Origin of the sequence: Paraburkholderia sp. UCT31 (assembly GCF_014397655.1) — a bacterium.
Lineage (GTDB): Bacteria > Pseudomonadota > Gammaproteobacteria > Burkholderiales > Burkholderiaceae > Paraburkholderia > Paraburkholderia tuberum.
In genome coordinates this window covers 1-23,790 of sequence record NZ_VZQP01000083.1, presented here as the reverse complement: position 1 = coordinate 23,790, position 23,790 = coordinate 1, and the positions used below count along the sequence as shown (strand labels likewise).

General features: G+C 64.6%; 25 protein-coding genes. 13 read left to right on the top strand and 12 right to left on the bottom strand.

Going from position 1 to position 23,790, the window contains the following annotated elements; translation table 11 throughout:
• Positions 1-250: hypothetical protein (locus tag F6X40_RS38135; RefSeq protein WP_187631427.1), on the bottom strand; the 250-nt coding region annotated here is incomplete at its 3' end.
• 272 nt (positions 251-522) lie between these two features.
• On the opposite strand from F6X40_RS38135, the gene F6X40_RS38130 reads away from it, so the two are divergent.
• On the top strand, positions 523-1,017 hold the full coding sequence (locus F6X40_RS38130) for a sulfotransferase family protein (protein ID WP_262421698.1): 495 nt from the start codon (positions 523-525) through the stop codon (positions 1,015-1,017).
• Between the two features lie 86 nt (positions 1,018-1,103).
• On the opposite strand, the gene F6X40_RS38125 is transcribed toward F6X40_RS38130, so the two are convergent.
• Complete coding sequence (locus tag F6X40_RS38125) at positions 1,104-1,349, bottom strand: hypothetical protein (RefSeq protein ID WP_184064178.1); 246 nt, start codon at positions 1,347-1,349, stop codon at positions 1,104-1,106.
• 247 nt (positions 1,350-1,596) lie between these two features.
• Positions 1,597-1,824 (bottom strand): DUF3820 family protein, encoded by a 228-nt coding sequence (locus tag F6X40_RS38120; RefSeq protein ID WP_184029242.1) that lies wholly within the window; start codon positions 1,822-1,824, stop codon positions 1,597-1,599.
• Positions 1,825-2,001: 177 nt separating this feature from the next.
• Here F6X40_RS38120 and F6X40_RS38115 point away from each other — a divergent pair, with 177 nt between their 5' ends.
• The gene (locus F6X40_RS38115; protein ID WP_187631426.1) at positions 2,002-3,054 is read left to right on the top strand and encodes an NADP(H)-dependent aldo-keto reductase; all 1,053 of its coding nucleotides are present in this window, start codon (positions 2,002-2,004) and stop codon (positions 3,052-3,054) included.
• A gap of 95 nt (positions 3,055-3,149) precedes the next feature.
• Here F6X40_RS38115 and F6X40_RS38110 read toward each other — a convergent pair whose 3' ends face one another.
• Positions 3,150-4,574: a M20 family metallopeptidase gene (locus F6X40_RS38110; RefSeq protein WP_184003335.1), complete on the bottom strand. Its 1,425-nt coding sequence runs from the start codon at positions 4,572-4,574 to the stop codon at positions 3,150-3,152.
• 255 nt (positions 4,575-4,829) lie between these two features.
• Between F6X40_RS38110 and F6X40_RS38105 the strand changes: the two genes are divergently transcribed.
• On the top strand, positions 4,830-5,813 hold the full coding sequence (locus F6X40_RS38105; protein ID WP_187631425.1) for a LysR family transcriptional regulator: 984 nt from the start codon (positions 4,830-4,832) through the stop codon (positions 5,811-5,813).
• Between the two features lie 280 nt (positions 5,814-6,093).
• Positions 6,094-6,516: a hypothetical protein gene (locus tag F6X40_RS38100; protein WP_090804526.1), complete on the top strand. Its 423-nt coding sequence runs from the start codon at positions 6,094-6,096 to the stop codon at positions 6,514-6,516.
• Positions 6,517-6,609: 93 nt separating this feature from the next.
• Here F6X40_RS38100 and F6X40_RS38095 read toward each other — a convergent pair whose 3' ends face one another.
• Positions 6,610-7,437 carry an ABC transporter permease gene (locus tag F6X40_RS38095; protein ID WP_187631424.1) on the bottom strand — a complete coding sequence of 276 codons (828 nt, stop codon included), beginning with the start codon at positions 7,435-7,437 and terminating at the stop codon, positions 6,610-6,612.
• Positions 7,438-7,456: 19 nt separating this feature from the next.
• The gene (nodI, locus tag F6X40_RS38090) at positions 7,457-8,371 is read right to left on the bottom strand and encodes a nodulation factor ABC transporter ATP-binding protein NodI (RefSeq protein WP_187631423.1); all 915 of its coding nucleotides are present in this window, start codon (positions 8,369-8,371) and stop codon (positions 7,457-7,459) included.
• Positions 8,372-8,792: 421 nt separating this feature from the next.
• On the opposite strand from nodI, the gene F6X40_RS38085 reads away from it, so the two are divergent.
• Complete coding sequence (locus F6X40_RS38085; protein ID WP_018418191.1) at positions 8,793-9,260, top strand: universal stress protein; 468 nt, start codon at positions 8,793-8,795, stop codon at positions 9,258-9,260.
• Between the two features lie 118 nt (positions 9,261-9,378).
• On the opposite strand, the gene F6X40_RS38080 is transcribed toward F6X40_RS38085, so the two are convergent.
• The 3 genes from F6X40_RS38080 to lexA form a co-directional block, all read right to left on the bottom strand.
• Positions 9,379-9,996, bottom strand: coding sequence for a DUF2939 domain-containing protein (locus F6X40_RS38080; RefSeq protein ID WP_184063810.1), 618 nt, complete (start codon positions 9,994-9,996; stop codon positions 9,379-9,381).
• A gap of 119 nt (positions 9,997-10,115) precedes the next feature.
• Complete coding sequence (locus tag F6X40_RS38075) at positions 10,116-10,460, bottom strand: hypothetical protein (RefSeq protein ID WP_184043952.1); 345 nt, start codon at positions 10,458-10,460, stop codon at positions 10,116-10,118.
• A gap of 126 nt (positions 10,461-10,586) precedes the next feature.
• Positions 10,587-11,237 carry a transcriptional repressor LexA gene (gene lexA, locus F6X40_RS38070; protein WP_184029221.1) on the bottom strand — a complete coding sequence of 217 codons (651 nt, stop codon included), beginning with the start codon at positions 11,235-11,237 and terminating at the stop codon, positions 10,587-10,589.
• A gap of 310 nt (positions 11,238-11,547) precedes the next feature.
• Between lexA and F6X40_RS38065 the strand changes: the two genes are divergently transcribed.
• The 6 genes from F6X40_RS38065 to F6X40_RS38040 all read left to right on the top strand — a co-directional run bounded on the left by F6X40_RS38065 (position 11,548) and on the right by F6X40_RS38040 (position 17,989).
• On the top strand, positions 11,548-12,594 hold the full coding sequence (locus tag F6X40_RS38065) for a sulfate ABC transporter substrate-binding protein (protein WP_187631422.1): 1,047 nt from the start codon (positions 11,548-11,550) through the stop codon (positions 12,592-12,594).
• Positions 12,595-12,759: 165 nt separating this feature from the next.
• A complete protein-coding gene (gene cysT / locus F6X40_RS38060) occupies positions 12,760-13,656 on the top strand; it encodes a sulfate ABC transporter permease subunit CysT (RefSeq protein WP_187631421.1) in 897 nt (298 codons plus the stop codon).
• Positions 13,653-14,660: a sulfate ABC transporter permease subunit CysW gene (gene cysW, locus F6X40_RS38055; protein ID WP_187631420.1), complete on the top strand. Its 1,008-nt coding sequence runs from the start codon at positions 13,653-13,655 to the stop codon at positions 14,658-14,660. The genes cysT and cysW overlap by 4 nt, the downstream gene beginning before the upstream one ends.
• Positions 14,661-15,719: a sulfate/molybdate ABC transporter ATP-binding protein gene (locus F6X40_RS38050; protein ID WP_187631419.1), complete on the top strand. Its 1,059-nt coding sequence runs from the start codon at positions 14,661-14,663 to the stop codon at positions 15,717-15,719.
• Between the two features lie 118 nt (positions 15,720-15,837).
• Positions 15,838-16,764, top strand: a complete 927-nt coding sequence (locus F6X40_RS38045; RefSeq protein WP_184063795.1) for a CysB family HTH-type transcriptional regulator — start codon at positions 15,838-15,840, stop codon at positions 16,762-16,764.
• A 178-nt stretch (positions 16,765-16,942) separates the two neighbouring features.
• Positions 16,943-17,989 carry an asparaginase gene (locus F6X40_RS38040; protein WP_187631418.1) on the top strand — a complete coding sequence of 349 codons (1,047 nt, stop codon included), beginning with the start codon at positions 16,943-16,945 and terminating at the stop codon, positions 17,987-17,989.
• 259 nt (positions 17,990-18,248) lie between these two features.
• Here the strand turns inward: F6X40_RS38040 and F6X40_RS38035 are convergent, their stop codons facing one another.
• The 3 genes from F6X40_RS38035 to gcl form a co-directional block, all read right to left on the bottom strand.
• Complete coding sequence (locus F6X40_RS38035; protein WP_187631417.1) at positions 18,249-19,160, bottom strand: 2-hydroxy-3-oxopropionate reductase; 912 nt, start codon at positions 19,158-19,160, stop codon at positions 18,249-18,251.
• Positions 19,161-19,232: 72 nt separating this feature from the next.
• Positions 19,233-20,042 carry a 2-oxo-tetronate isomerase gene (gene otnI, locus F6X40_RS38030; protein ID WP_187631416.1) on the bottom strand — a complete coding sequence of 270 codons (810 nt, stop codon included), beginning with the start codon at positions 20,040-20,042 and terminating at the stop codon, positions 19,233-19,235.
• A 129-nt stretch (positions 20,043-20,171) separates the two neighbouring features.
• Positions 20,172-21,947 carry a glyoxylate carboligase gene (gcl, locus tag F6X40_RS38025; RefSeq protein WP_187631415.1) on the bottom strand — a complete coding sequence of 592 codons (1,776 nt, stop codon included), beginning with the start codon at positions 21,945-21,947 and terminating at the stop codon, positions 20,172-20,174.
• A 171-nt stretch (positions 21,948-22,118) separates the two neighbouring features.
• Here gcl and F6X40_RS38020 point away from each other — a divergent pair, with 171 nt between their 5' ends.
• Positions 22,119-23,033, top strand: coding sequence for a substrate binding domain-containing protein (locus F6X40_RS38020; RefSeq protein ID WP_184063781.1), 915 nt, complete (start codon positions 22,119-22,121; stop codon positions 23,031-23,033).
• Positions 23,034-23,207: 174 nt separating this feature from the next.
• Positions 23,208-23,790, top strand: a 583-nt coding sequence (locus F6X40_RS38015) for an RNA polymerase sigma factor (RefSeq protein WP_187631414.1), incomplete at its 3' end; no start/stop codon positions are given.

The window sequence follows — 23,790 nt, the reverse complement described above, 5'->3', positions numbered from 1 at the left end:
GCCCGCCACCGCCATGCCATCCGCCGTGCCCGTGCCCGTGCCAATACCCATGTCGGTAATAGCAGCACGACCCTCCGAAACCGCCATAGATACCAACCGAGCCGTACGCCGGTCCGTAGTAAGGCGGTCCATACGCGTAGGGATAGTAGGGTTGCGCATAGCCGTAGTCCGCTGGCGGCGCGACGACGCATCCAGTGATGCTCGCTGCCGCGGCCGCTAGCAGCGTCATCGATGCAATGAGCCTGGTCACGATTTTCTCCTTCACGTAAACCTCAGAAAAACCGCGCGCAACGGAGTTCAGCCGCGTTTGTGTCCGAGCGTTACCGGCGCCGGCGCGGCGGTGCGCGCTCGGGGCTTCGACCACGCGAGCCGTTGCCGCGACGCTCGACCGTTTCGCCAATCTTCTCGCGTATTACCGAGCGGCGTTGCGGTAACACTTCGTTAGCGATCTGATACGTTACTGAAGGGCGTGGCTGCTAACTTCCATCGGACGATTCGTCGTTTAAGTCGGAAGCGATTCGCTTGCCCGCCCCGTTCGATCATCTGCTCAAAGGCAACGTGCTGTATCGCCAGGGCATGCGCGACAACGAGCCGGAATCGCTTGGCCCGCTCGCGCGCTTTGCCGACAAATACCCGTTCAACTTCATCAACATCGGCCTCATTGATCTCGCGCTGCCGAACGCGCGCATCGATCATGGCCGCCGCTCGCGATTACAGACCTGTCTATCGATTTTCTCGCGCATTTTTCACGACGTGGCGTTCGGCTGCCACCTCGGCGAGCTGGGCCGCTGTCAGCGCGCGTACGATGCGTTGATAACGCACTGGCGGCGCGTTCTACACGCGGGCGTGATGATCGAGATCGAGCACGAGGAGCTGGTCGACGCTTGGGAAGCGAACGTGCGTCGCATGCTCGCGCATTGCGGGCTCGAGTGGGACGAACGTTGCCTTGCATTTCGCGAGACGATGCGGCGTGTCAGTACCGCGAGTTCCGCACAGATGCGCCGACCGTTGTATTGAACGTCGATGCGGCGCTGGCAGCCGCGAGGCGAATTGCGTGAATCGCTATGGGAAGGTCTCGGCCCGGACCTGACGGCGGCCGACGCTCAACGCGCGATCGCCGATACGTGATGCAGCCACGGGTACACGCCGGCAATGAACGCCGCGTAGATCACGGCCATCGTTACGCCGGCGGCCGTGCCCCAGATGTCGCGCGAGACCGCGCCCTGGCGAAAATGCACAGGCAGTCCGACCACGACGTAGCCGATCACGAAGAACAGGATGACCGCGCGCACCGGCGACAGATCGTGGCCGATGAATTCGAGCAACGCCGACAGGTTGAATTGCGACATGGACATGCAGGGACTCACGAAGGCGGGGGATCGCACGGCGCCGGAACACATCGAAATTGTTCAGCGAATGACGACTGATCCGCTTCACTCCCGACGTTTCACAGCGCGACGACCTATGCCGATTAAAGGCCACGCAAACGCGATCCGCAAGAAAAAACCTGTATGAATTTGTACTGTCCTACATTGCTTGCAGTTTGCCTGCGCCGCGACTTTCAGCCAGCCTGGCAACGCTTTCACGGCCACGGTCTCAACGCTCCAGGGGCTTCGGTTTGCGCAAGGGGGCGAGCAGCGGTTTCAAGCCGTTGTGATCGATCTCGTGCATCAACGCGAGCAGACGGCCAATCTCGCCGGGCGGAAAGCCCTGGCTCGCGAACCAGTTCAGATAGTGGCCGGGCAGGTCGGCGATCACGCGGCCTTTATATTTCCCGTAGGGCATCACGCGCGTGACCAGCAATTCGAGGTGTTCGTGATTCATGGCAACGAAGTCATGATGAAACGCGCATCGAGAGCGCAAAGCGCGCAACGCGCAAGCACCCGGCGGCGCGCTGCAACGCATGGCCCCGCATTCTAGCCTTGGTGCCCTTGGTGCAGGTAATGCGTCGGCGTGGTAACGTCTGCGCTTTCCGTTCACCTCTTCAACAGGACAAGTTAGATGGAATACCGCAGACTCGGCGACTCCGACGTGCTGGTTAGCCTGATTGGTCTCGGCACGATGACGTGGGGCGAGCAGAACACCGAGCAGGAAGCGCACGCGCAGATCGACTACGCGCTCGATCACGGCGTGAACCTGATCGACACTGCGGAAATGTATCCGGTGCCGCCGCGCGCCGAAACGCAAGGCTCGACGGAGCGCTACATCGGCACGTGGCTCGCGCAGCACAAGAGCGCGCGCGAGAAGATCGTGCTCGCCACCAAGATCGCGGGCCCCGCGCGTCAGCCGCACAATCCGCGTCATATTCGCGGCGAGGGCAACCAGTTCGATCGCAAGAACCTGACCGAGGCGCTCAACGACAGCCTCGAACGTCTGCAAACGGACTACGTCGATCTGTATCAGCTGCACTGGCCCGATCGCAGCACGATGACGTTCGGCCGTCCGTCGTATCCGTGGGTCGACGACGCGTACACGGTGCCGATCGAGGAAACGCTGACGGTACTCGCCGAATTCGTGAAGGCTGGCAAGGTGCGCCATATCGGCGTGTCGAACGAAACGCCGTGGGGCGTCGCGCAGTTTCTGCGCGCGGCCGAAAGACTCGGCTTGCCGCGCATCGTCAGCATCCAGAATCCGTACAGCCTGTTGAACCGCACGTACGAAGTGGGTCTGTCCGAGTACGCGCATCGCGACAACATCGGTCTGCTCGCGTATTCACCGCTCGCGTTCGGCTGGCTGTCGGGCAAGTACGAAGGCGGCGCGCGTCCTGCCGGCGCGCGCATCACGCTGTTCGAGCGCTTCCAGCGCTATAGCAAGCCGCAAGCCGTGCAGGCGACCACGCGTTACGTCGAGCTCGCGAAGCGCCACGGCATGACCCCCGCGCAATTCGCGCTCGCGTTCGTCAATAGCCGGCCGTTCGTGACCAGCAATCTGATCGGCGCGACCTCGCTCGAACAATTGAAGGAAAACATCGCCAGCGCGGACGTGAAGCTGTCGCCGGAAGTGCTGGCGGAAATCGACAGGCTGCACGAGCTGCAGCCGAATCCGGCGCCTTGATGTCGAGGTAAGCGCGACGCGCTTGCCGCGGTGGCCCCGGTCGATTGCCGGGGCGGCCGCGGAAGGCGCAGCGAATCACTCGGTGTCGGCCGAACTCAACCCGCGGCCTTTGCCGTGTCCACCGTCTCGCGCTTCGCCGCAAGCGGCGAATTTTCGCCGAGATCCCAGAACAGTCCGGCCATCATCTGCAGGCCCTCGCGCACCACCGGAGCCAGAAGGTGCTCGTTCGGCGCATGCTGCGAGCAGGCCGGATAAGAATGCGGCACCCAGATCGTCGGCAGACCGAGCGTGTCGGCGAATACCTCGTTCGGCAGCGTGCCGCCGAGATTCGGCAGCAGCGCGGTCTTCTTGCCGGTGGTCGCTTCGAGCGACGCGATCGCCCACGTGACCCACGGATCGTCGGGATCCAGCCGCGTGGCTGGCGCGCCGCGTTCGACGTCGATTTCGACCAGCTGAAAACCGTGCGCATCGAGATGCGCGCGCAGGTGCTCGCCGAGGTTTTCCCAATCGGTGCCGACCACGAAACGCAACTGGCAGACCGCGAACGCCGACGGCGGAATCGCGTTGACCGGGTTCTCCGGATTGCCCGCCTTGAAGGCCAGCACTTCGAAGCTGTTCCAGCCGAACACGCGCTCGGGCGCGGAAAGACCCGGCTCGCCCCAGTTGTCATCGACGGTGGGGTCGCCCGGACCGTTGCCCACCGTGATGTCGGCAAGCGCGCGGCGCACGGCCTCGGGGATCGGCGGCGGACGCAGGCCGTCGACTGCGATCACGCCGCGCGCATCGACGAGACTCGCGAGCGCGTTGGCGAGCACCGTCGCCGGATTGCGCAGCAAGCCGCCCCAGTTGCCCGAGTGATGCGCGCCGTCGCGCAGGTTCAGCGACAGCCTGAAATTGACCGCGCCGCGCGAGCCGAGAAACACGGTCGGACGACGCGCTGCGAGACGCGGACCGTCGGAGGCGATCAGCACGTCGGCGGCGAGTTCGTCGCGATGCGCATGGCAGATCGCGTCGAGCCCCGGTGAGCCGGTTTCCTCACCCATCTCGATCAACAGCTTCGTGTTGAAGCCGAGTTTGCCGTCGCGCGCGGCGAGCGTGCTCGCGAGCGCGGCGAGGTTGATCGAGTGCTGGCCTTTGTTGTCGGCGGTGCCGCGACCGAACCAGCGCTCGCCTTCCACGGTCACCGCCCACGGCGTCAGCGGCGCGCGCCACTGGCTATCGTAGCCGCGCACGACGTCGCCGTGGCCGTAGATCAGCACGGTCGGCAGATGATCGCCTTCGTGACGGTTGGCGATCAGGAACGGACCGAAGCCATCGACCGGGTTATCGACGATGCGCGTGCTGAAGCCGAGGCGCTCCGCTTCGGGCTGGATTTCGTCGGTCAGATAGGACAGCAGCAGTGCGCCGCGATCGCTTTCCTGGCTTTCGGTGCGAAAACCGACGCGACGGTTCAGATCGGCGAGAAAAGCGCCGGATTCGAAGTGCCGGGTGGCAAGCTCGATGGCCTGGTTGCGGCTCATGTCGATGTCTCCGATGCGGGGGATGGGTGAAGGGGCGGAGGGCCGCGAGGCTCGATGGCTCGATGCTCGGCGCGGCGTTCAGGCGAATCGTCTGCAACGTGATTGCGACCGATTCTAGAAGCGCGCCGTTTTTGTCACAATGATCATGTTTCGAAGCTTGCCTTGCCGGAAAAGCAAAGCGTCGCGCGTCGGCTCGAACCGCGGCACCCGCCCACCCATCGCACCGTTGCAACTGATTCGATCGAGGCGTCCAGGATGGCACGTTCACTGCATGGCATCGCGTTGCGTTATTTCGTCGAAGTCGCGCGCGGCGGCTCGCTGAGCGACGCGTCCGAGCGGCTGCACGTCGCGGTATCGGCGATCAGCCGGCAAATCGTGCGGCTCGAAAGCGAACTCGGCGTGACGCTGTTCGAGCGGCGTCCGCGCGGCATGACGCTGTCCGAGGCCGGTGAGCGGCTGCTGGCGTACGCGCAACGCAGCCTGCTCGAAGCCGAGCACGTGATGAAAGAGATTAGCGGCCTCGCGAGCTTGCACGGCAACCGGATCAAGATCGCGACCGCCGAGGGCTTTGCGGTCGACTTCCTGCCCGCCGCGATTGCGGATTTCCGCGCCGAGCACCCCGGCATCGATTTCACGCTGACCGTGATGTCGCCGGCCGACGCCACTCGTCACGTGCGCGACGGCGACGTCGATATCGCGCTGTCGTTCAGCCTCGCGCCGGAGAAGGGCGTGAAGGTCGAGCACACCGAACGCGCGCCGGTGTTCGTGCTGCTGCGCGCCGATCATCCCCTTGCGGCGCGCGCGAAACTGTCGCTCGCCGAGGTGAGTCGCTATCCGCTCGTGTTGTCGGAGACGGGGACCACGATTCGCCAGTTGATCGACATCACGTGCGCGCTCGAAGGCATCCTCCTCGAGCCGGACCTGATCTGCAACAACAGCGGCGCGAGTTATCGCTACGCGCAGCGGTCCGGCGCGATCATGTTCACGGGGCTGCTGTCGGTGCGCGACCGCTATGCCGACGACGGCTTCGTCGTGATTCCGCTCACCGACCCGCAGATGCGCCAGCGCAGCATCCAGGTGCAGACGATGGCGGGGCGCGAGTTGCCCCCGTCGGTGCGCACGTTTCGCGACCATCTGATCGCGCGGATCGCGGATGCGAAGCCGGTCGGGGCGCAGGCGTCGAAGGTCGCCGGTGGACGCGGTAAACGTACGCCGCGGCGCCCGCGAGCCGATGCATGAAATGCGACACATGCCCCGCACTAAGCGGCAAATGTTCTCCCGGAATCCGAATCACGACCTAAACTGTGGTGGACGGCAAGGACGGCCCTGAGAAAACGACCCTGATGGTGCGCGCCACGATCAGGGGAAACGCGGAACAATGACAGTCGAACCGCGGACCTGCCGCCCAGCCCGCGATGCTGCAATGCACACAAGCGGCAATAGATGGACCCAAATAGAAACGCGGCGCGTCGTCCCGATGGCGCGTTGCCCACGACAGAGCGATAGGACCAACACAGCCATGGCGCAACAGAAAACCAATCCAAAACTCGAGCAGGCTCTCACGCGCGGTGATCTCGCGATCCGTCAGGCGAACTCGGCGCGAGCGACCGCCTTGTTGCGTGCGCTCGCCAAGATGATCGTCGATGCCTCGGCGACCATCGGCGTGGAAGCCTTCACGCTGATTCACGACGGCGACAAGATCTACGATCCCGCCGATGGTCTATGGCCGCAGGCGCTGCTGATTTCGCTCGACGGTCCGGTCGAGGACGCCGATCCCGACGAATTGCGCACGGTGCGGCTGATCGCGGATGATCCGGTCACCGTGTTCCGGGTGGAATGGCAGCGCGCCGATGGCAAGATCGGGCGTCACGAGGGCGGCCCGTTCGCGACGGTCGCGTTCATCTCCGACGTCGATATTCCGTGGACCGATGACGAGGACTGAGCGCGCACAACGATAGCAAACACGCCGTGCGACGACCGACGCGGGCGTCGTCTTGCGCGGGTGCAGGCGCGACGCGCCGCCCGCGCGTTCGGCTTACTTCATCATGCGACGCCGAAGCAGGATCGCCGACACGATGAAGCCGCCGACCGCATAAGCGGCCAGCACGCTCACATGGAGCGCCGCGTGCTCCATCGGCCGACCGAGCATCGCCGGGCGCATCAGATCGACCGCATTGGCGAGCGGCAGCGCGGCAGTCACCGCTTGCGCGGCGCCGGGCAGTTGCGAGATCGGGAAGAACACGCCGGAGAGCAGCAGCATCGGCGTGAGCACGAGCGTCTGATAGAACATGAAAAAGTCGTATGACGGCGCGAGCGCCGTCACGATCATCGCGAGGCTCGCGAACGCGAGACCGGCCAGCACGATGACCGGCAGCGCGAGCAGCATCGACGGAAAACTCGCATAGCCGAGCGCGCCCGCCACCAGCATGATCGCCACACCCGACAACACCGATTTGCTGGCGGCCCACACCACCTCGCCGAGCACGATATCGCCGAGCGTGAGCGGCGTATGCATGATCGCTTCCCACGTGCGCTGCACGTGCATGCGCGAAAAGCCCGAATACATCGACTCGAAGCTCGCCGACATCATCACGCTCGACGGCACCGTGCCCGCCGCGAGGAACGAGATATACGACACGCCGTCGACGTGCCCGACCATTAGTCCGAGCCCGAGGCCGAGACCGAACAGATAGATCATCGGATCGGCGAAGTTGCCGAACATCGACGCGATGGCGAGCTTTTTCCACACCAGGTAATTGCGGCGCCACACCGCGATCCAGTTCGTGGCATTGGCGGGGAAGGCACCGAACGGTTCCTGCGCCGATGGCGTGCCGTCGTGGGTTTCGTAAGTACGTGCGTCCATCAAGTGTCTCGCTATGGGTTCAGTCCTGCATTTCGCGACCGGTGAGCCGCAGAAACACATCCTCGAGATTCGCCGGCCGATGCAGATAGCGCAAATCGGCGCGCTGCTTGAGGCGCATATGCACGGGCTGCGCGTCGTTCACATAACAGAACAGCGTCTCGCCGCTGATCTCGGTGCGCTCGGCGAGCGGCGCGAGTTCGTCACGCAACGCAAACGGATCGGGGCCGTAGATCTCGATCACGTCGCAGCCGATTTCGGACTCGATCAACTCGCGCGGCGCGCCTTCGGCGATCTTGCGGCCTTCCTCGATCACGCACAGGCGATGACACAGCCGTTCGGCTTCTTCCATGAAGTGCGTGGTCAGCAGGATGGTCTTGCCGCGCGCGAGCAGCGAGCGCAGCCGCTCCCAGATCAGATGGCGCGCTTGCGGATCGAGACCGGTGGTCGGCTCGTCCATGATCAGCACGTCGGGATCGTTGATCAGCGCACGCGCGAGCGTGAGGCGCCGCTTCATGCCGCCCGACAGTTCGCTCACGCGCGCGTCCGCCTTGTTCTCGAGGCGAGCGAATTCGAGCAGACCCGGCACCGCCGCGCGACACTGCCCGGCGCTCAGACCGAAGTAGCGACCGAATACGAGCAGATTTTCGCGCACCGTGAAATCGGGATCGAGGTTGTCGAACTGCGGCACCACGCCGACGCGCGAGCGCGCGAGGCGCGCGCGGCCCGGGATCGGCTCGTCGCACAGCCGGATCGCGCCGGCGTCGGGCGCCGCAATGCCGAGCAGCATGCGCAATGTCGTGGTCTTACCGGCGCCGTTGGGGCCGAGCAGCCCGAAGCATTCGCCGGTGTTCACATGAAACGACAATCCGTCGACGACCGTTTTTTCGCCGTAGCTTTTCCTGACCTGATGGAATTCGATGGGGGCGGTGGGCATGGCTCGAGCAAGGCTCCGGAAGAAGACACAACGTACGCGCAAGACACACAACATACCTGCGATGCACGCATTGCGCACGCGAAGCCGCTTACTCCAGGTATCGGATCGCCGATGCGAGCGGGTGTCCGGGAACGCGTCGTGCGTGGGGTGCGATGCGCTCGTCGGTGTCGATTGGCGCCGCTGATTGGCGGTGGCACGACTGGCACGTCAACCGGCCCGCAGTGTGTCGACGCAGCGTTCGCAAACGAAATTTTGCATTGCGGCATCCGTGTGCAAACGCTGCGTCGGGTCGCCCAACGCTTGTGCAGACTGGATCGGCATGCACCGAGTATGCACTTAGCGTTTTCCATCCCTTGCAAGCCGAATTGCGGCGCACCATGATTGATTCAGACCGCGCTTTCCGCGCGAATGGAGAAAACAGATGGCGAGCTACCAGAAAATCCTGTTGTGCTACGACGGCTCGCGCGAAGGCCGCAAAGCCCTGCGTTGCGGTGCCGATCTGGCGTTGGAACTGAAGGCGGAAACGCATCTGCTGTCGGTCGTCGACATGCGTTCGAGCATCGCGCAGAGCGCGGGCCTGTTGACGGACGTCGCCTGCGGCAGCTTCGAAAAAACGGCCCGCGAGATTCTGCAGGAGGGCGTGAACTGGCTGACCGAGCGAGGCGTGAGCGCGCAAGGGCATTTCGCATTCGGTCATCCGATCGACGAGATCGCCAATCTTGCCAACGAGTTGCAGGTCGACCTCGTGGTGGTGGGCCATCGCTGCCGGACCGGTTTGTCGCGGTGGTGGATGGGGGCGGGCAACACGCCGCTGCTCGACCGCGTGTCGTGCAGCATTCTGGTGGCGTGCTCGTCCGCGCAGGAGCAGCAGCAGGCGGCTGCGGCGTAATGGGCTAGTGAGGGACGCGAAGCCGCGCGCCCCGTCATCTAGCCCAGATGCGAATAGACCCTGTCGCGTGGCCGGCCCCGATGGCCAGCCACGCATCCCATCCGGCCAGGCTTCAATCTCACTCGTTCAGATTGATCGCCGCGAGCTTCCACGTGACCAGACCTTCGCGACGAAAGATTGCCGAATAGTTCGCGTTACCTTCGCCACGCCGGTACGTGATGACAAACTCGTTGAGACTGCGATAGCCGGCCGTGCTTTGACGCCCGGGCGGCGGGGCGCTTGCCTGCGTGGTGGTGTCGCCCGCGGCTGGTGCGGCCGGCGCTTCGCCGCCCGCGGCTGGCGGCGCGGACGGTTGCTCGCCCGGCGTGCCGCGCGGCGGCATGCCGTTCAGCAGCGCCGCGACGCCGTCGGGTGTCGCATAGGCATCGACGAGCGGGCCGATCAGCGTCACGCCGATCACCGCGCCGATCGTGGCCATCTTGTTGCCGGCATCCGCCTCGAGCCGGCGTGTCAGCATGGCGCCCACCTGTTGCTTCAGGCTATCGCGTAGCGCGGGAAAGTCCACATACTGATTGACGGTTTGCACGTCGCGCGCATCGGCGGCGCGTTTGAGATTGTTCACCGCCAGATACGGTGACGCATAAATAAAGCCCAGCGCGGCAATCACGATCACCACGATCAGCGTGATCAGCAGCGGCCGGGTGGCGCTGCCCTGTGTGCGTTTCCGAATTGTCATCGAATGGGACTCCACGTCAGTGATGATCTAACGTCGACCACGGCGAGGTCGAAACGACCCCATCCCACGCGAATCTCTGAACATCCGAAGTGCTTGTTGCATGCGTACTCAGGATTCGCTCAGGCTTCGAACACCGCGCCGTGCACGTTGGCTTCGTCGGCTATGCAACGATCGATCATACGGCATACGGCGTCGACCGTGCCGACCATGATCAGTCGCGACGGTCCATGATAGACCCGCACCGGCGCGCGACGCGCGGGCTCGGCGATGTTCAGCGCCGAATTCAGCGACACGCGCGCGAATGCCGGCAACGACGACGGCAGACCGGAAGCTTCGGCAGCCGCGTCGAACAGCGACGGCGTGCGCGCAGCGGGCGCCTCGATTAGCGCGCAGGGCGTGAGCTTGCGCAGATGGCGCAGACGGCCGAACTGGCGAAAGGGCAACAGGCGGGCAAGGCGTTCCATGAGTCTCTCCAGGCGATTCGGCGTAGATGCGGGCGTAGATGCGGGCGTAAATGCGGGCGTAAATGCGGGCGTAAATGCGGCTTGGGTTGGACAAACCGGCGCAAGCGTTCCGGCGACAGCGAAAGATCAGAACTCGCTGGGGCGGATCAGCCCGACCGCGATCCCTTCGAGCGCGAAATCGGCGCTGCCGGATTCCACGAAGATGTTGTCGTAATCGGGGTTTTCGGCGATCAGTTCGATGCCGTTCGGCCGGCGCTTCAGACGTTTGACCGTTACGTCGTCGCCAAGCCGCGCAATGATGATCTGGCCGTCCTTCGCTTCGGTGCGCTTTTGCACCGCGAGCAGGTCGCCGTCGAGAATGCCCGCGTCGCGCATCGACAGGCCGCGCACCTTCAGCAGGTAGTCGGGCTTGCTCGAGAACAGCGCCGGGTCACACGCGTAGTGCTGCGAGATATGTTCCTGCGCGAGGATCGGGCTACCCGCCGCGACCCGGCCGATCAGCGGCAACGACAACTGCATCAGGCCCGCATGCGGCAGGGTGAACTGATACGGCGCGTCCTCCTGCCCGGACAGCAGGCGGATGCCGCGCGACGCGCCGGCCGCGAGTTCGATCACACCCTTGCGCGCCAGCGCGCGCAGATGCTCTTCCGCGGAATTGGCCGAGCTGAACCCGAGTTCGGCGGCAATTTCCGCGCGAGTGGGCGGAAAGCCGGTGCGTTCGATCGCGCGGCGGATCAGATCGAAAACCTGCTGCTGTCGTGCGGTGAGTTTTGTCATGGCCACTGTATGTATGAACAGGTGACTGTATTTTTATACAGTATTCGGCGCATTTCAAGCTTTACTTTAAGTTCGGCGCAAGGGTCGCGCTGGGGCGTCGTTTATCGGCGACATGACGGCGTTGTCGGCGTCCCAACAGCCGACGCATCTGTCGTTACCACTTTTAAGCATTAAAAAATGAAGAAACATTATTTTTAATAATGAAAGCGCTTCGATAGACTGGCCTCCGGTTGGCGCTCATGTGCACGTGACTGCGACGCAGAACAACACCAGACGCTCATCAGCGGACATCACGCGGAGAAAAATTGAAATGAACCATCGGCATACGGGGCTTGCGGCTCGAACCAGAAAACTGATCGCGGCGCTCGCCGTCGGCGCGGCGGGTGCGCTCGGCATGTTGGGCGCAAGCGGCGTCGCGCACGCCGACACCACGCTGTTGAACGTGTCCTACGATCCGACGCGCGAGCTGTATCAGGACATCAATCAGGCATTCGGCAAGGAATGGAAGGCGAGGACCGGCGAAGCCGTCACCTTCAGGCAGTCGCACGGCGGCTCGGGCGCGCAGGCTCGCTCGGTGCTCGACGGACTGCAGGCCGACGTCGTGACGCTTGCGCTCGCCTATGACATCGACGCGCTCGCGAACAAGGGGCTCGTCGACAAGAACTGGCAAAAGCGTCTGCCGGACAACGCATCGCCGTACACGTCGACGATCGTGTTTCTGGTGCGCAAGGGCAACCCGAAGCACATCAAGGATTGGGACGATCTGGTGAAGCCGGGCGTGTCGATCGTTACGCCGAATCCGAAGACCTCGGGCGGCGCGCGCTGGAATTATCTGGCCGCGTGGGCGTACGCCGAGCATCAACCGGGAGGCAACGACCAGAAGGCCAGGGAGTTCGTCGGCAAGCTGTACAGGAACGCCGGCGTGCTCGATTCGGGCGCGCGCGGCGCGACCACGAGCTTCGTGCAGCGCGGTATCGGCGACGTGCTGATCGCGTGGGAAAACGAGGCGTTCCTGTCGCTGAAGGAGTTTGGTCCGGACAGGTTCGAGATCGTGGTGCCGTCGGTGAGCATTCTGGCCGAGCCGCCGGTCGCGGTGGTCGACAAGGTCGTCGACAAACACGGCACGCGCAAGGTGGCCGAAGCGTATCTGAACTTCCTGTATAGCGAGCAAGGTCAGGAGATCGCCGCGCGCAATTTCTATCGTCCGCGTTCCACCAAGGTGCCGGCCGATCTGACCGCGAAGTTTCCGAAGCTGAAGCTGTACACGATCGACGATTCGTTCGGTGGTTGGACCAACGCGCAGAAGACCCATTTCGCGGACGGCGGCGTGTTCGATTCGATTTATCAGCCGCAGTAACCACCGCCTGAGTCACCGCCAGGGGCAAAAGGGCGCGCCCAATGGGCGCGCTTTCGGCTAACCGGGGTCCGGTGGCCAGCGGTGCGGCAGTACCGCAGTACCGCAGTACCGCAGCACGGCAAAACGAACAACCGCGCGAGCATCAACCATGAACGAGTATCCAGCATGACCATGTTGACCTTCCGCAAGCCGAGCGCATTGCCCGGTTTTGGCCTGACACTCGGCATCACGGTGGCTTATCTGAGCCTCGTGGTGCTGATTCCATTGGCGGCGACCTTTCTGAAAACCGCGACGCTCGACTGGGACCAGTTCGTGCGCGCGGTCACGTCGCCGCGTGTGCTCGCGTCGTATCGGCTGACGTTTTTCTCGGCGCTAGGCGGCGCGCTGATCAACGCGGTGTTCGGCTTTCTCGTCGCGTGGGTGCTGGTGCGCTACACGTTTCCGTTCAAGCGTATCGTCGATGCGGTCGTCGATCTGCCGTTCGCGTTGCCCACCTCGGTGGCGGGCATTTCGCTCGCGGCCGTGTATGCGGGCAACGGCTGGATCGGCCAGTTCCTCGCGCCGCTCGGCATCAAGATCGCGTTCACGCCGGCGGGCGTGCTGGTCGCGCTGACGTTCATCGGCCTGCCGTTCGTCGTGCGCACCGTGCAACCGGTGCTCGAGGAGTTCGAGCGCGAGCAGGAGGAGGCGGCCGCGTGTCTCGGCGCGTCGCGCTGGCTCACGTTTCGCCGCGTCGTGCTGCCGGCCGTGTTCCCGGCGGTGCTGACCGGCTTCGCGCTCGCCTTTGCGCGCGCGCTCGGCGAATACGGCTCGGTGATCTTCATCGCCGGCAATGTGCCGATGAAGTCGGAGATCACGTCGCTCCTGATCATCACGAAGCTCGAGCAATACGACTATGCGGGCGCGACGGCGCTCGCGGTCGTGATGCTGGTCGTGTCGTTCCTGATGCTGCTGTCGATCAACACGCTGCAGTGGTATCTGCAGCGGCGCACGAGCCGCGGCAAGACGGGATCGGCGCCAGTGGCCACGAGCGTCGCCGCTATCGGTGGAGGTGTGCAATGAGCCGCGTTCCGACCCACCCGGCGAGCGTGGCGCGTCGCCCCGATCCGGTCAGCGAGCCGGCGCTCGTGCGCTGGCTGCTGATCGGCCTCGCACTGCTGTTTCTCGCGCTGTTTCTGGCCGTGCCGCTCGCCGCGGTGTTTTACCAGGCGCTGAACAAGGGGCTGCGTTTTTACTTCGAAGCGCTCGCCGATCCGGATGCGCTGTCGGCGATCAAACTGACGCTGCTCACCGCGGCGATCGCGGTGCCGCTGAACCTCGTGTTTGGCCTCGCGGCGTCGTGGTGTATCGCGAAGTTCGAATTCCGCGGCAAGGCGCTGCTGACCACGTTGATCGATCTGCCGTTTTCGGTGTCGCCGGTGATCTCCGGTCTGATCTACGTGCTGATGTTCGGCGCGCAGGGCTGGTTCGGCCCGTGGCTCGAAGATCACAACGTGCAGATCATCTTCGCGGTGCCGGGCATCGTGCTCGCGACGATCTTCGTCACGTTCCCGTTCGTCGCGCGCGAGCTGATTCCGCTGATGCAGGCGCAGGGCAACGACGAGGAAGAAGCCGCGCACGTGCTCGGCGCATCGGGCTGGCAGACGTTCCGTCGCGTCACGCTGCCGAACGTCAAGTGGGGTCTGCTGTACGGCGTGATTCTGTGCAATGCGCGCGCAATGGGCGAGTTCGGCGCGGTGTCGGTCGTGTCGGGCCATATTCGCGGGCAGACCGACACGATGCCGCTGCACGTCGAAATCCTCTACAACGAGTACAACTTCTCGGCCGCGTTCGCCGTGGCCTCGCTGCTCGCGCTGCTGGCGCTGGTCACGCTGGGGCTCAAGCTGTTGGCCGAGCGTCATATGTCGGCGGAACTGTCGGCGGCGCGCGAAGTGCCTGCGTATGCGGGGCCCGTGTCGCCTTCCGGCGCTTCGCAGGCCAATAGCGCGCAGGCCGCTTCGCATTCGTTTTTCGTCAACGCCGCGCCTGCGTCGCAGCGACATCCGCTCAAGCAAGGAGAGCTGTAAATGGGTATCACCGTTCGTAACCTGCAAAAGCGCTTCGGCGATTTCGTCGCGCTCGACAACGTGTCGCTCGACTTTCCACCGGGCGAACTCGTCGCGCTGCTCGGGCCGTCGGGTTGCGGCAAGACGACGTTGCTGCGTGTGATCGCCGGCCTCGAATACGCGGACGGCGGCCGGGTCGAGCTGCAAGGCCAGGATGTCGCGGCGGTCGGCGCGCGTGAGCGCGAGGTCGGTTTCGTGTTCCAGCACTACGCGCTGTTCCGGCATATGACGGTGTTCGAAAACGTCGCGTTCGGGCTGCGCGTGAAGCCGCGCAAGGAACGTCCGTCGGAGAAGGTGATTCGCGAGAAGGTGCATGAGTTGCTGAAGCTCGTGCAGCTCGACTGGCTCGCGCAGCGCTATCCGTCGGAGCTGTCCGGCGGCCAGCGCCAGCGCATCGCGCTCGCACGTGCGTTGGCCGTGGAGCCGAAGGTGCTGTTGCTCGACGAGCCGTTCGGCGCGCTCGACGCGAAGGTGCGCAAGGAACTGCGCAGCTGGTTGCGTCGCCTGCACGACGATCTGCATATTTCGACGATCTTCGTCACGCACGATCAGGAAGAAGCGCTCGAAGTGGCTGACCGCATCGTCGTGCTCAATCGCGGGCATGTCGAGCAGGTCGGCAGCCCACAGGAGGTGTACGACCATCCGCAGACGCCGTTCGTCTACGAGTTTCTCGGCGCGGCGAACCGTCTGCACGGCAGCGTCGATGCGCAAGGCTTCGTCGTCGATGGCGCGGCGCTGCCGGTCGCGATCGCGGCGGGTTTTAGGGGCCCGGCGTTCGCCTATGTGCGGCCGCACGATCTGCAGTTGTATCCGCAGGCGGCGGGGCATCGCGAGGGCATTGTCGTCGACGTGCGGCGCGTGGTGACGCTCGGCGGTTCGGTGCGCGTCGAGCTCGCCGGTCGCGAGGGCAATCTGCTCGAAGCCGAACTCGATCGCGAAACGTGGCGTGATCTGCAACTCGCGGTCGGCGACGGCGTGAGCGCGGTGCCGCGCGCGCTGCGGGTGTTTCCGGCGCGGTGAGATGGCGGCGCCGCTGTGCGGCGCTGAGGACAGGAGAGAACTTATCAGCCGTGCCGCGTGGATCGCCTGGCATTTGCGGCTCCAATAACTCAACTCTGGCGGAACCGGAGACACAACGATGAATTTCCAGCAATTGCGCTTCGTGCGCGAAGCCGTGCGGCAGAACATGAACCTGACCGAAGTGGCGAACGTGCTCTACACGTCGCAGTCGGGCGTATCGAAGCAGATCAAGGATCTCGAGGACGAACTCGGGGTCGACATCTTCATCCGCCGCGGCAAGCGTCTGACCGGGCTCACCGAGCCGGGCAAGGCCGTGCATCAGTTGATCGAGCGGATGCTGCTCGATGCGGAGAATCTGCGCCGCGTCGCGCGTCAGTACGCGGATCAGGACAGCGGCCACCTCGTCGTCGCGACCACCCACACGCAGGCACGCTACGCATTGCCGAAGGTGATTCGGCAGTTCACGTCGGTGTTCCCGAAAGTGCATCTGGCGCTGCGCCAGGGCAGCCCGCAGCAGATCGCGCAGATGATCATCAACGGCGAGGCGGATATCGGCATCTCGACCGAGGCGCTCGACCGTTTTCCCGACATCGTCACTTTCCCGTGCTATTCGTGGCATCACGTCGTGGTGGTGCCGAAGGATCATCCGCTCGTCGGCCGAGCGAATCTGACGCTCGACGAGATCGCCGAATTTCCGATCGTCACCTACGACCAGGACTTCACCGGCCGCTCGCATATCGATCAGGCGTTCGCGAAAGTGGGTGCGTTGCCCGACGTCGTGCTGACCGCGATCGACGCCGACGTGATCAAGACCTACGTCGAACTCGGCATGGGCATCGGCGTGGTCGCGGCAATGGCCTACGACCCGAAGCGCGACAGCGAACTCGTCGCGCTCGACACGCAGCATCTGTTCGAGGCGAGCACGACGCGTGTCGGCTTGCGCAAGGGCGCGTTCCTGCGCGCGTACGCCTATCGGTTGATCGAGATGTTCGCGCCGCAGTTGAGCGAGGCAGACATCGCGGCGCAGTTGCGCGAGGCGGCTTAGAGCCGCGAGCAGCTTAGGGTGGGACTTGCACCCGTCGTCAATACTTGTGGCGATGAGTGCAATTGGGCACCGCATGAGATTTGAGCCCGCTCGCGCGTTGCGCACGCTCGCGCAAGCCGAACCCGCGTCCGGTCTTCCACGCATGGCGACGCGAAGCGCATCGCTTACAATCGCCGCCATGAATACCTCGACTTCTCCCTCTCTCCCGATTCCCCCCGGCCATAGCACCGCGCCGACGCTGCCGCGCATCGCGGTGCTCGCGACCGGCGGCACGATCGCCGGCGCGGCCCCGGATGCGGCCAATACGTCGGGCTATCAGGCGGGCGTCGTCGGCGTCGATCAACTGCTCGCGGCGGTGCCGGCGTTGTCTACGGTCGCGCGAATCGCGCCCGAGCAGATCGCCAGCGTCGACAGCAAGGACATGTCGCTGCCGCTGTGGACCACACTCGCGCAACGCATCAACGCGCTGCTCGCGACGGACGACGTCGACGGCCTGGTGGTCACGCACGGTACCGATACGCTCGAAGAAACCGCCTATCTGCTGCATCTGACCGTCAAGTCGGACAAGCCGGTCGTGTTGACCGCGGCGATGCGCCCGGCGTCGGCGCTTTCCGCCGACGGTCCGCTGAACCTGCTAAACGCGGTGACGGTCGCCGCGCACGCGGCGGCACGCGGGCAGGGCGTGCTGGTCGCGTTTAACAACCGGATTCACAGCGCGCGCGACATTGTGAAAACGAGCACCTATGCGGTCGATGCTTTCCAGTCGCCTGAGATTGGCGCGCTCGGCTGGGTGCAGGATGGCCGCGTCGAGTTCCAGCGCGGCGTGGTGCGCGCGCATACGGTCGCGAGCGAATTCGCAATCGATGCGGCGTGGCCGCAGGTGGAGATCGTCACGAGCTATGCGGGCGTGTCGCGGATCGCCATCGATGCGCTGGTCGCCGCGGATGTGCGCGGCATCGTCGTGGCGGGAACGGGCAATGGCTCGATCCACCAGTCGTTGCAGCAGGCACTGGCGGATGCCGCGTTGCGCGGCGTGGCGGTGGTGCGCTCGTCGCGCGTGGGTTCGGGGCATGTGATGCGCAACGGCGCGGCGGCCGACGATGCGCTCGGTTTCGTCAGCGCGGGTTCGCTGAATCCGTACAAGGCGAGGGTGCTGCTGATGCTGGCGCTGGCCGCGGGCCACACTGCGCCGGCGGCGTTGCAGAAGGTGTTCGATACGTATTGATTGGCGAATCCGACAGCCGGACACCCGACGACGACGTCTGACCGACCAAGGCTTCCCCGTCACCGACGGGTGCCGCTGCGGACCCCACTTGCCGCTCTCAGCCCAGAGCGGCGCGATTTGCCCGTTACGCCGCGCCGGCAACCCAAGCTGCCGTGCAACGAACGGGCGCCCCACCTGTGTTCACCGCGACGTCGCCGATGCCGAAGCGGCAACCGGCGGAATCAACGGCGAGCTGAACTGAAGAGGAAGCACGAAGACCTCAAGCCGCCTTCGCTTCCTCGCTATCCGGCGCTTGCGCGACTTCATGATTCGCCATGATTTCGAGCGCGCGCACCATCGCCGAGTGATCCCACGCCTTGCCGCCGTTCGCGGCGCAGACGCTGAACAGTTGCTGCGCGCTCGCGGTATGCGGCAGCGCGATGCCGAGCTTACGCGCGCCATCGAGCGCGAGATTCAGGTCCTTCTGATGCAGCTCGATGCGAAAGCCCGGACTGAACGTGCGCTTCGTCATGCGCTCGCCATGCACTTCGAGAATCCGCGACGACGCGAAGCCGCCCATCAGCGCGCGCCGCACCCGCTCTGGGTCGGCGCCCGAGCGCGACGCGAACAGCAGCGCTTCCGCGACCGCTTCGATGTTCAGCGCGACGATGATCTGGTTCGCGACCTTGCAGGTCTGACCCGCGCCGTTGTCGCCGATCAGCGAGATGTTCTTGCCCATCAGTTCGAACAACGGCTTGGCCAGCGCAAAGGCTTTCTCGGGACCGCCGACCATGATCGTCAGCGACGCATCCCGCGCGCCGATTTCGCCGCCCGACACCGGCGCATCGAGATAGTCGACGCCGAGCGCGTTGATCTTCTTCGCGAACGCCTGGGTGTCGAGCGGCGAGATCGAGCTCATGTCGATGACGAGCTTGCCTTTGGCGAGGCCGGCGGCGACGCCGTCGTCGGCGAACAGCACGTTGGCGACGTCCGGCGTGTCCGGCACCATGATGATGACGATGTCGGCGGCCTGCGCGACGGCGGTTGAACTGGCGACCACGCTCGTGCTCTTCGCGATGTCGTCCGGTACCGGATACGCGCCGTTCACGAACAGCGAGTGACCGCCCTTGATGAGGTTGCGCGCCATGTGCGCGCCCATGATGCCGAGTCCGATGAAGCCGATCTTTGCCATGTGTGTGAATCTCCAGGGTTATAGGGGGCGTGCGTTGAGGCTTCAGGGTTCCGTCAGGAACCCCAAGGCGCCTCAAGCCGCCGCATGCGCCGCGCCGCGCGCTTGACCTGCCACGCTTTGCACCCAGCCGAGGCCGGCATCGGTCGTCGTGCGCGGCTTGTATTCGCAACCGACGTAGCCGTCGTAGCCGAGCGAGTCGAGCAGCGCGAACAGATACGGATAGTTGATCTCGCCGGTGCCCGGTTCGTGCCGCCCAGGGTTGTCCGCGAGCTGGATATGCGCGATCTGCGCGAGGTTCTTTTCGATCGTCGCCGCGAGTTCGCCTTCCATCCGCTGCATGTGATAGATGTCGTATTGCAGGAACAGATTGTCCGAGCCGACCTCGCGAATCACGTCGAGTCCATCGCGCGAACGGTTCAACGCGAAGCCCGGAATGTCGTACGAGTTGCATGGCTCGACGAGCAGCCGGATGCCGGCCTTCTTGAGCTCGCGCGCGGCAAAGCGCAGGTTGTCGACGATCGTTGCGCGGGCGGTGTCGGCGTCGACGTTCGCGCCCGCAATGCCGACGAGGCAGTTCAGTTGCGGCACCTTCAACGCGCTTGCGTATTCGATCGCGCGGCCCACGCCTTCCTGAAACTCGGCGACCCGATCGGGCAGGCACGCGATGCCGCGTTCGCCGGCTTCCCAGTTGCCGGCCGGCAGGTTGTGCAGCAGCAGCTTGAGGCGGTTCTGCTGCAGACGTGCACTCAATTCGGCGATCGAATACGGATAGGGAAACAGGAATTCGACGGCATGAAAGCCGGCGTTGGCCGCTGCCGCGAAACGGTCGAGGAACGGCACTTCGTTGAACAGCATCGTCAGGTTCGCTGCGAATTTAGGCATGGTGCTTTTGTCTCTCAGGTCGGTCAGGGAGTGGCGCGCTGGTCTCGATGAGGGGAGGGCGCGGAGCATGAGCCCGGCCCTCGCGCATCGAGCGCGCTGAATGCTGCGAATACCGCGAAGACGCAACGCTCAATCGAGCAGGCTGATCGCCGTCGGCGCATCCTCGCGCTTTTCCGCCAGTTCCTCGAACTCGTTGATCGCGTCGATCTCGGTGCCCATCGAGATGTTGGTCACGCGTTCGAGAATCACTTCGACGATCACCGGCACGTTGAACTCGGCCAGCATCGACTGCGCTTTTTGCAGCGCCGGCTTCAGCTCTTCCGGCTTGAGCACGCGAATCGCCTTGCAGCCGAGACCAACGGCCACCGCGACGTGATCGACGCCATAGCCGTTCATCTCCGGCGAGTTGATGTTCTCGAAGCCGAGCTGCACGCAGTAGTCCATTTCGAACGCGCGCTGCGCCTGGCGAATCAGCCCGAGGTACGAGTTGTTCACGACGACATGCACGTACGGCAGCTTGAATTGCGCGCCGGCCGCAAGCTCCTCGATCATGAACTGGAAGTCGTAGTCGCCCGACAGCGCGACGATCGGCCGTTGCGGATCGGCCGCGCGCACGCCGAGCGCCGCCGGAATCGTCCAGCCGAGCGGGCCGGCCTGGCCGCAGTTGATCCAGTTGCGCGCCTTGTACACGTGCAGGAATTGCGCGGCGGCGATCTGCGATAAACCGATCGTGCTCACGTAGCAGGTATCGCGGCCGAACACCTGGTTCATCTCTTCGTAGACGCGCTGCGGCTTCATCGGCACGTTGTCGAAGTGCGTCTTGCGCAGCATCGTGCGCTTGCGTTGCTGGCAATCGGCAACCCACGCGGCGCGATCCTTCAGCTTGCCCGCGGCCTTCCATTCGCTGGCCACTTCGACGAACAGTTCGAGCGCGGCCTTCGCGTCCGACACGATGCCGAGATCCGGGCCGAACACGCGGCCGATCTGCGTCGGTTCGATATCGACGTGCACGAACTTGCGCCCCTTCGTATAGACATCGACGCTGCCGGTGTGACGGTTGGCCCAGCGGTTGCCGATGCCGAGCACGAAGTCGGACGCGAGCATCGTCGCGTTGCCATAGCGATGCGAGGTCTGCAGACCGACCATGCCGGCCATCAGCGGATGGTCGTCGGCAATCGCGCCCCACGACATCAACGTTGGGATCACCGGCACGCCGAGCGTTTCGGCGAACTTCACGAGCAGGTCTTCGGCTACGGCGTTCAGCACGCCGCCGCCCGACACGATCAACGGCTTGTCGGCATCGTTGAGCAGCGTCAGCGCGGCTTCGATCTGCTTGCGGGTCGCCTTCGGCTTGTAGACCGGCAGCGGCTCGTACGTGTCGATGTCGAATTCGATTTCGGCGAGCTGCACGTCGATCGGCAGATCGACCAGCACCGGGCCCGGGCGGCCCGAGCGCATCAGATGGAACGCCTGCTGGAACACACGCGGCACCAGCGCCGGCTCGCGCACGGTCACGGCCCACTTGGTGACGGGCTTGGCGATCGATTCGATATCGACGGCCTGGAAGTCTTCCTTGTACAGACGCGCGCGCGGCGCCTGGCCTGTGATAGCCAGGATAGGAATCGAGTCGGCCTGCGCGGAGTACAAACCGGTGATCATGTCGGTGCCGGCGGGGCCCGACGTGCCGATGCACACGCCGATGTTGCCCGGCTGCGCACGGGTGTAGCCCTCGGCCATGTGCGATGCGCCCTCCACATGACGCGCGAGCACGTGGCTGATGCCGCCGGCTTTGCGCATCGCCGAGTAGAACGGGTTGATCGCGGCGCCCGGCACGCCGAACGCGGTATCGATGCCTTCTTTTTCGAGCACCAGAACGGCGGCGTCGACGGCTCTCATTTTGGCCATGAATGTCTCCTTAAGGTCGGGAATTACGTCGGTTGAGGGACACTGTAGGCCTGCGCCAAAGGTTTGATAAGATCAGTCCGGGTCGCTTATTCCGAAACAAAAAGTATGGAATGACGTGAAGCCCGGCGCACGGCCGGCATCAGCCCGGCAAGAGACAGGTGGGAGACGAACATGGACCGCTTCAAACAGATCGAAACCTTCGTGCGGGTCGCCGATGCGGGCAGTCTCGCGGCGGCGGCGCTCGAGGAAGGCGTGTCGCCGGTGATTCTCGGGCGGCGCATCGATGCGCTCGAGAAGCGCCTCGGCGTGAAGCTGATGTATCGCACGACACGGCGGCTCGTCGTCAGCGAGGACGGCGCCGCGTTTCTCGAACGCTGCCGCGGGCTTCTCGGCGAATGGGATCAGGCGGAAAACGAACTGAGCGCGGGGCGCCGCGCGGTGAACGGCCATCTGATCGTGTCGGCGCCCGCCGCGTTCGGGCGTAAGCACGTCGCGCCGCTCGCGCCTGCATTTCTGCGCGACAAACCCGAGTTGCAGATGTCGTTCAATCTGACCGACCGGGTCGTCGATCTGGTGCGCGAGGGCTACGATCTGTCGATCCGCATCGGCGGCGCGGTCGATCCGAACTTCGTCGCGGTGAAGCTCGCGTCGAACCGGCGCGTGGTGTGCGGTACGCCCGACTATTTTCGCCGTCACGGCAAGCCGAAGACGCTCGAGGATCTGCCGGCCCACAACTGTCTCGCGTTCAATCTGCAAGGCGGGCAGAACCGCGGCTGGTATTTCCGCCGCAACGGCAAGCTCGCGACGGTGCGGGTGGGCGGCTCGCTCGACTGCAACGATGGCGAACTGCTGCATCGCTGGGTTTCGGAGGGGCTCGGACTCGGCTGGCGTTCGACGTGGGAAATCCAGCGGCAGCTCGCGCGCGGCGAGCTCGAAACCGTGCTCGACGATTATGCGCTGCCCGATTACGACATTCTTGCGGTCTATCCGCAGCAGCGCTTCGTGCCGGCGCGCGTGCGCTATTTCATCGACTATCTGAAAGACGTGTACGCGAGCGACGACTACTGGAACCGGCCATCGTACTAGCTGGCGAGCGGGGCGCGCAGGCGATCGCGGTCTTTCTTGCGAATGCTCGCCTGAGTCGGGAATAAACTCGGTCTATGGCCAGTTCTGCTGTGAAAGACACGTCAGGAACGACACCACGGCGACGCGCAACAGCGACCCGCACGACGCAGCCGCCATGCCCTTGGAGGGGCCCACGTGGTCCAGACCGATTCAGACGCCGAGGCCGATGCAGCGAAAAGCCGCCGCTTCCAGCAGCTGGCGTTGCCGCATCTCGACGCCGCGTACAACCTCGCGCGCTGGTTGTGCGGCAATCCGAACGATGCCGAGGACGTCGTGCAGGAAGCGTTCATGCGCGCGTTCCGCTTCTTCGATACGTTTCGCGGCGACTCCGCGCGGCCGTGGCTGCTCGCGATCGTGCGCCGCACCTGGTACACGGAATGGCGCCGGCGCGCGCCGTCGCACGACATGCTCGAATTCGACGAAACGATGGACGACGCGACCCTCGACGGCTGGAGCGCGGGCGGCGACGATCCGCAAACGCTGCTGATCCGCGACGAGGATGCACGCCAGGTACACGACGCGTTGGCGCGTTTGCCGGTCGAGTATCGCGAGGTGCTGATCTTGCGCGAGCTCGAGGAGATGGGATATCGGGAGATCGCGGTGGTGGCCGATGTGCCGATCGGTACGGTGATGTCGCGGCTCGCGCGTGGGCGGCGCAAGCTGGCGGAGGTGTTGATGGCGCAGCAGCGAGGCGGGGGGGAGGCGGTTGGCGGGGGGC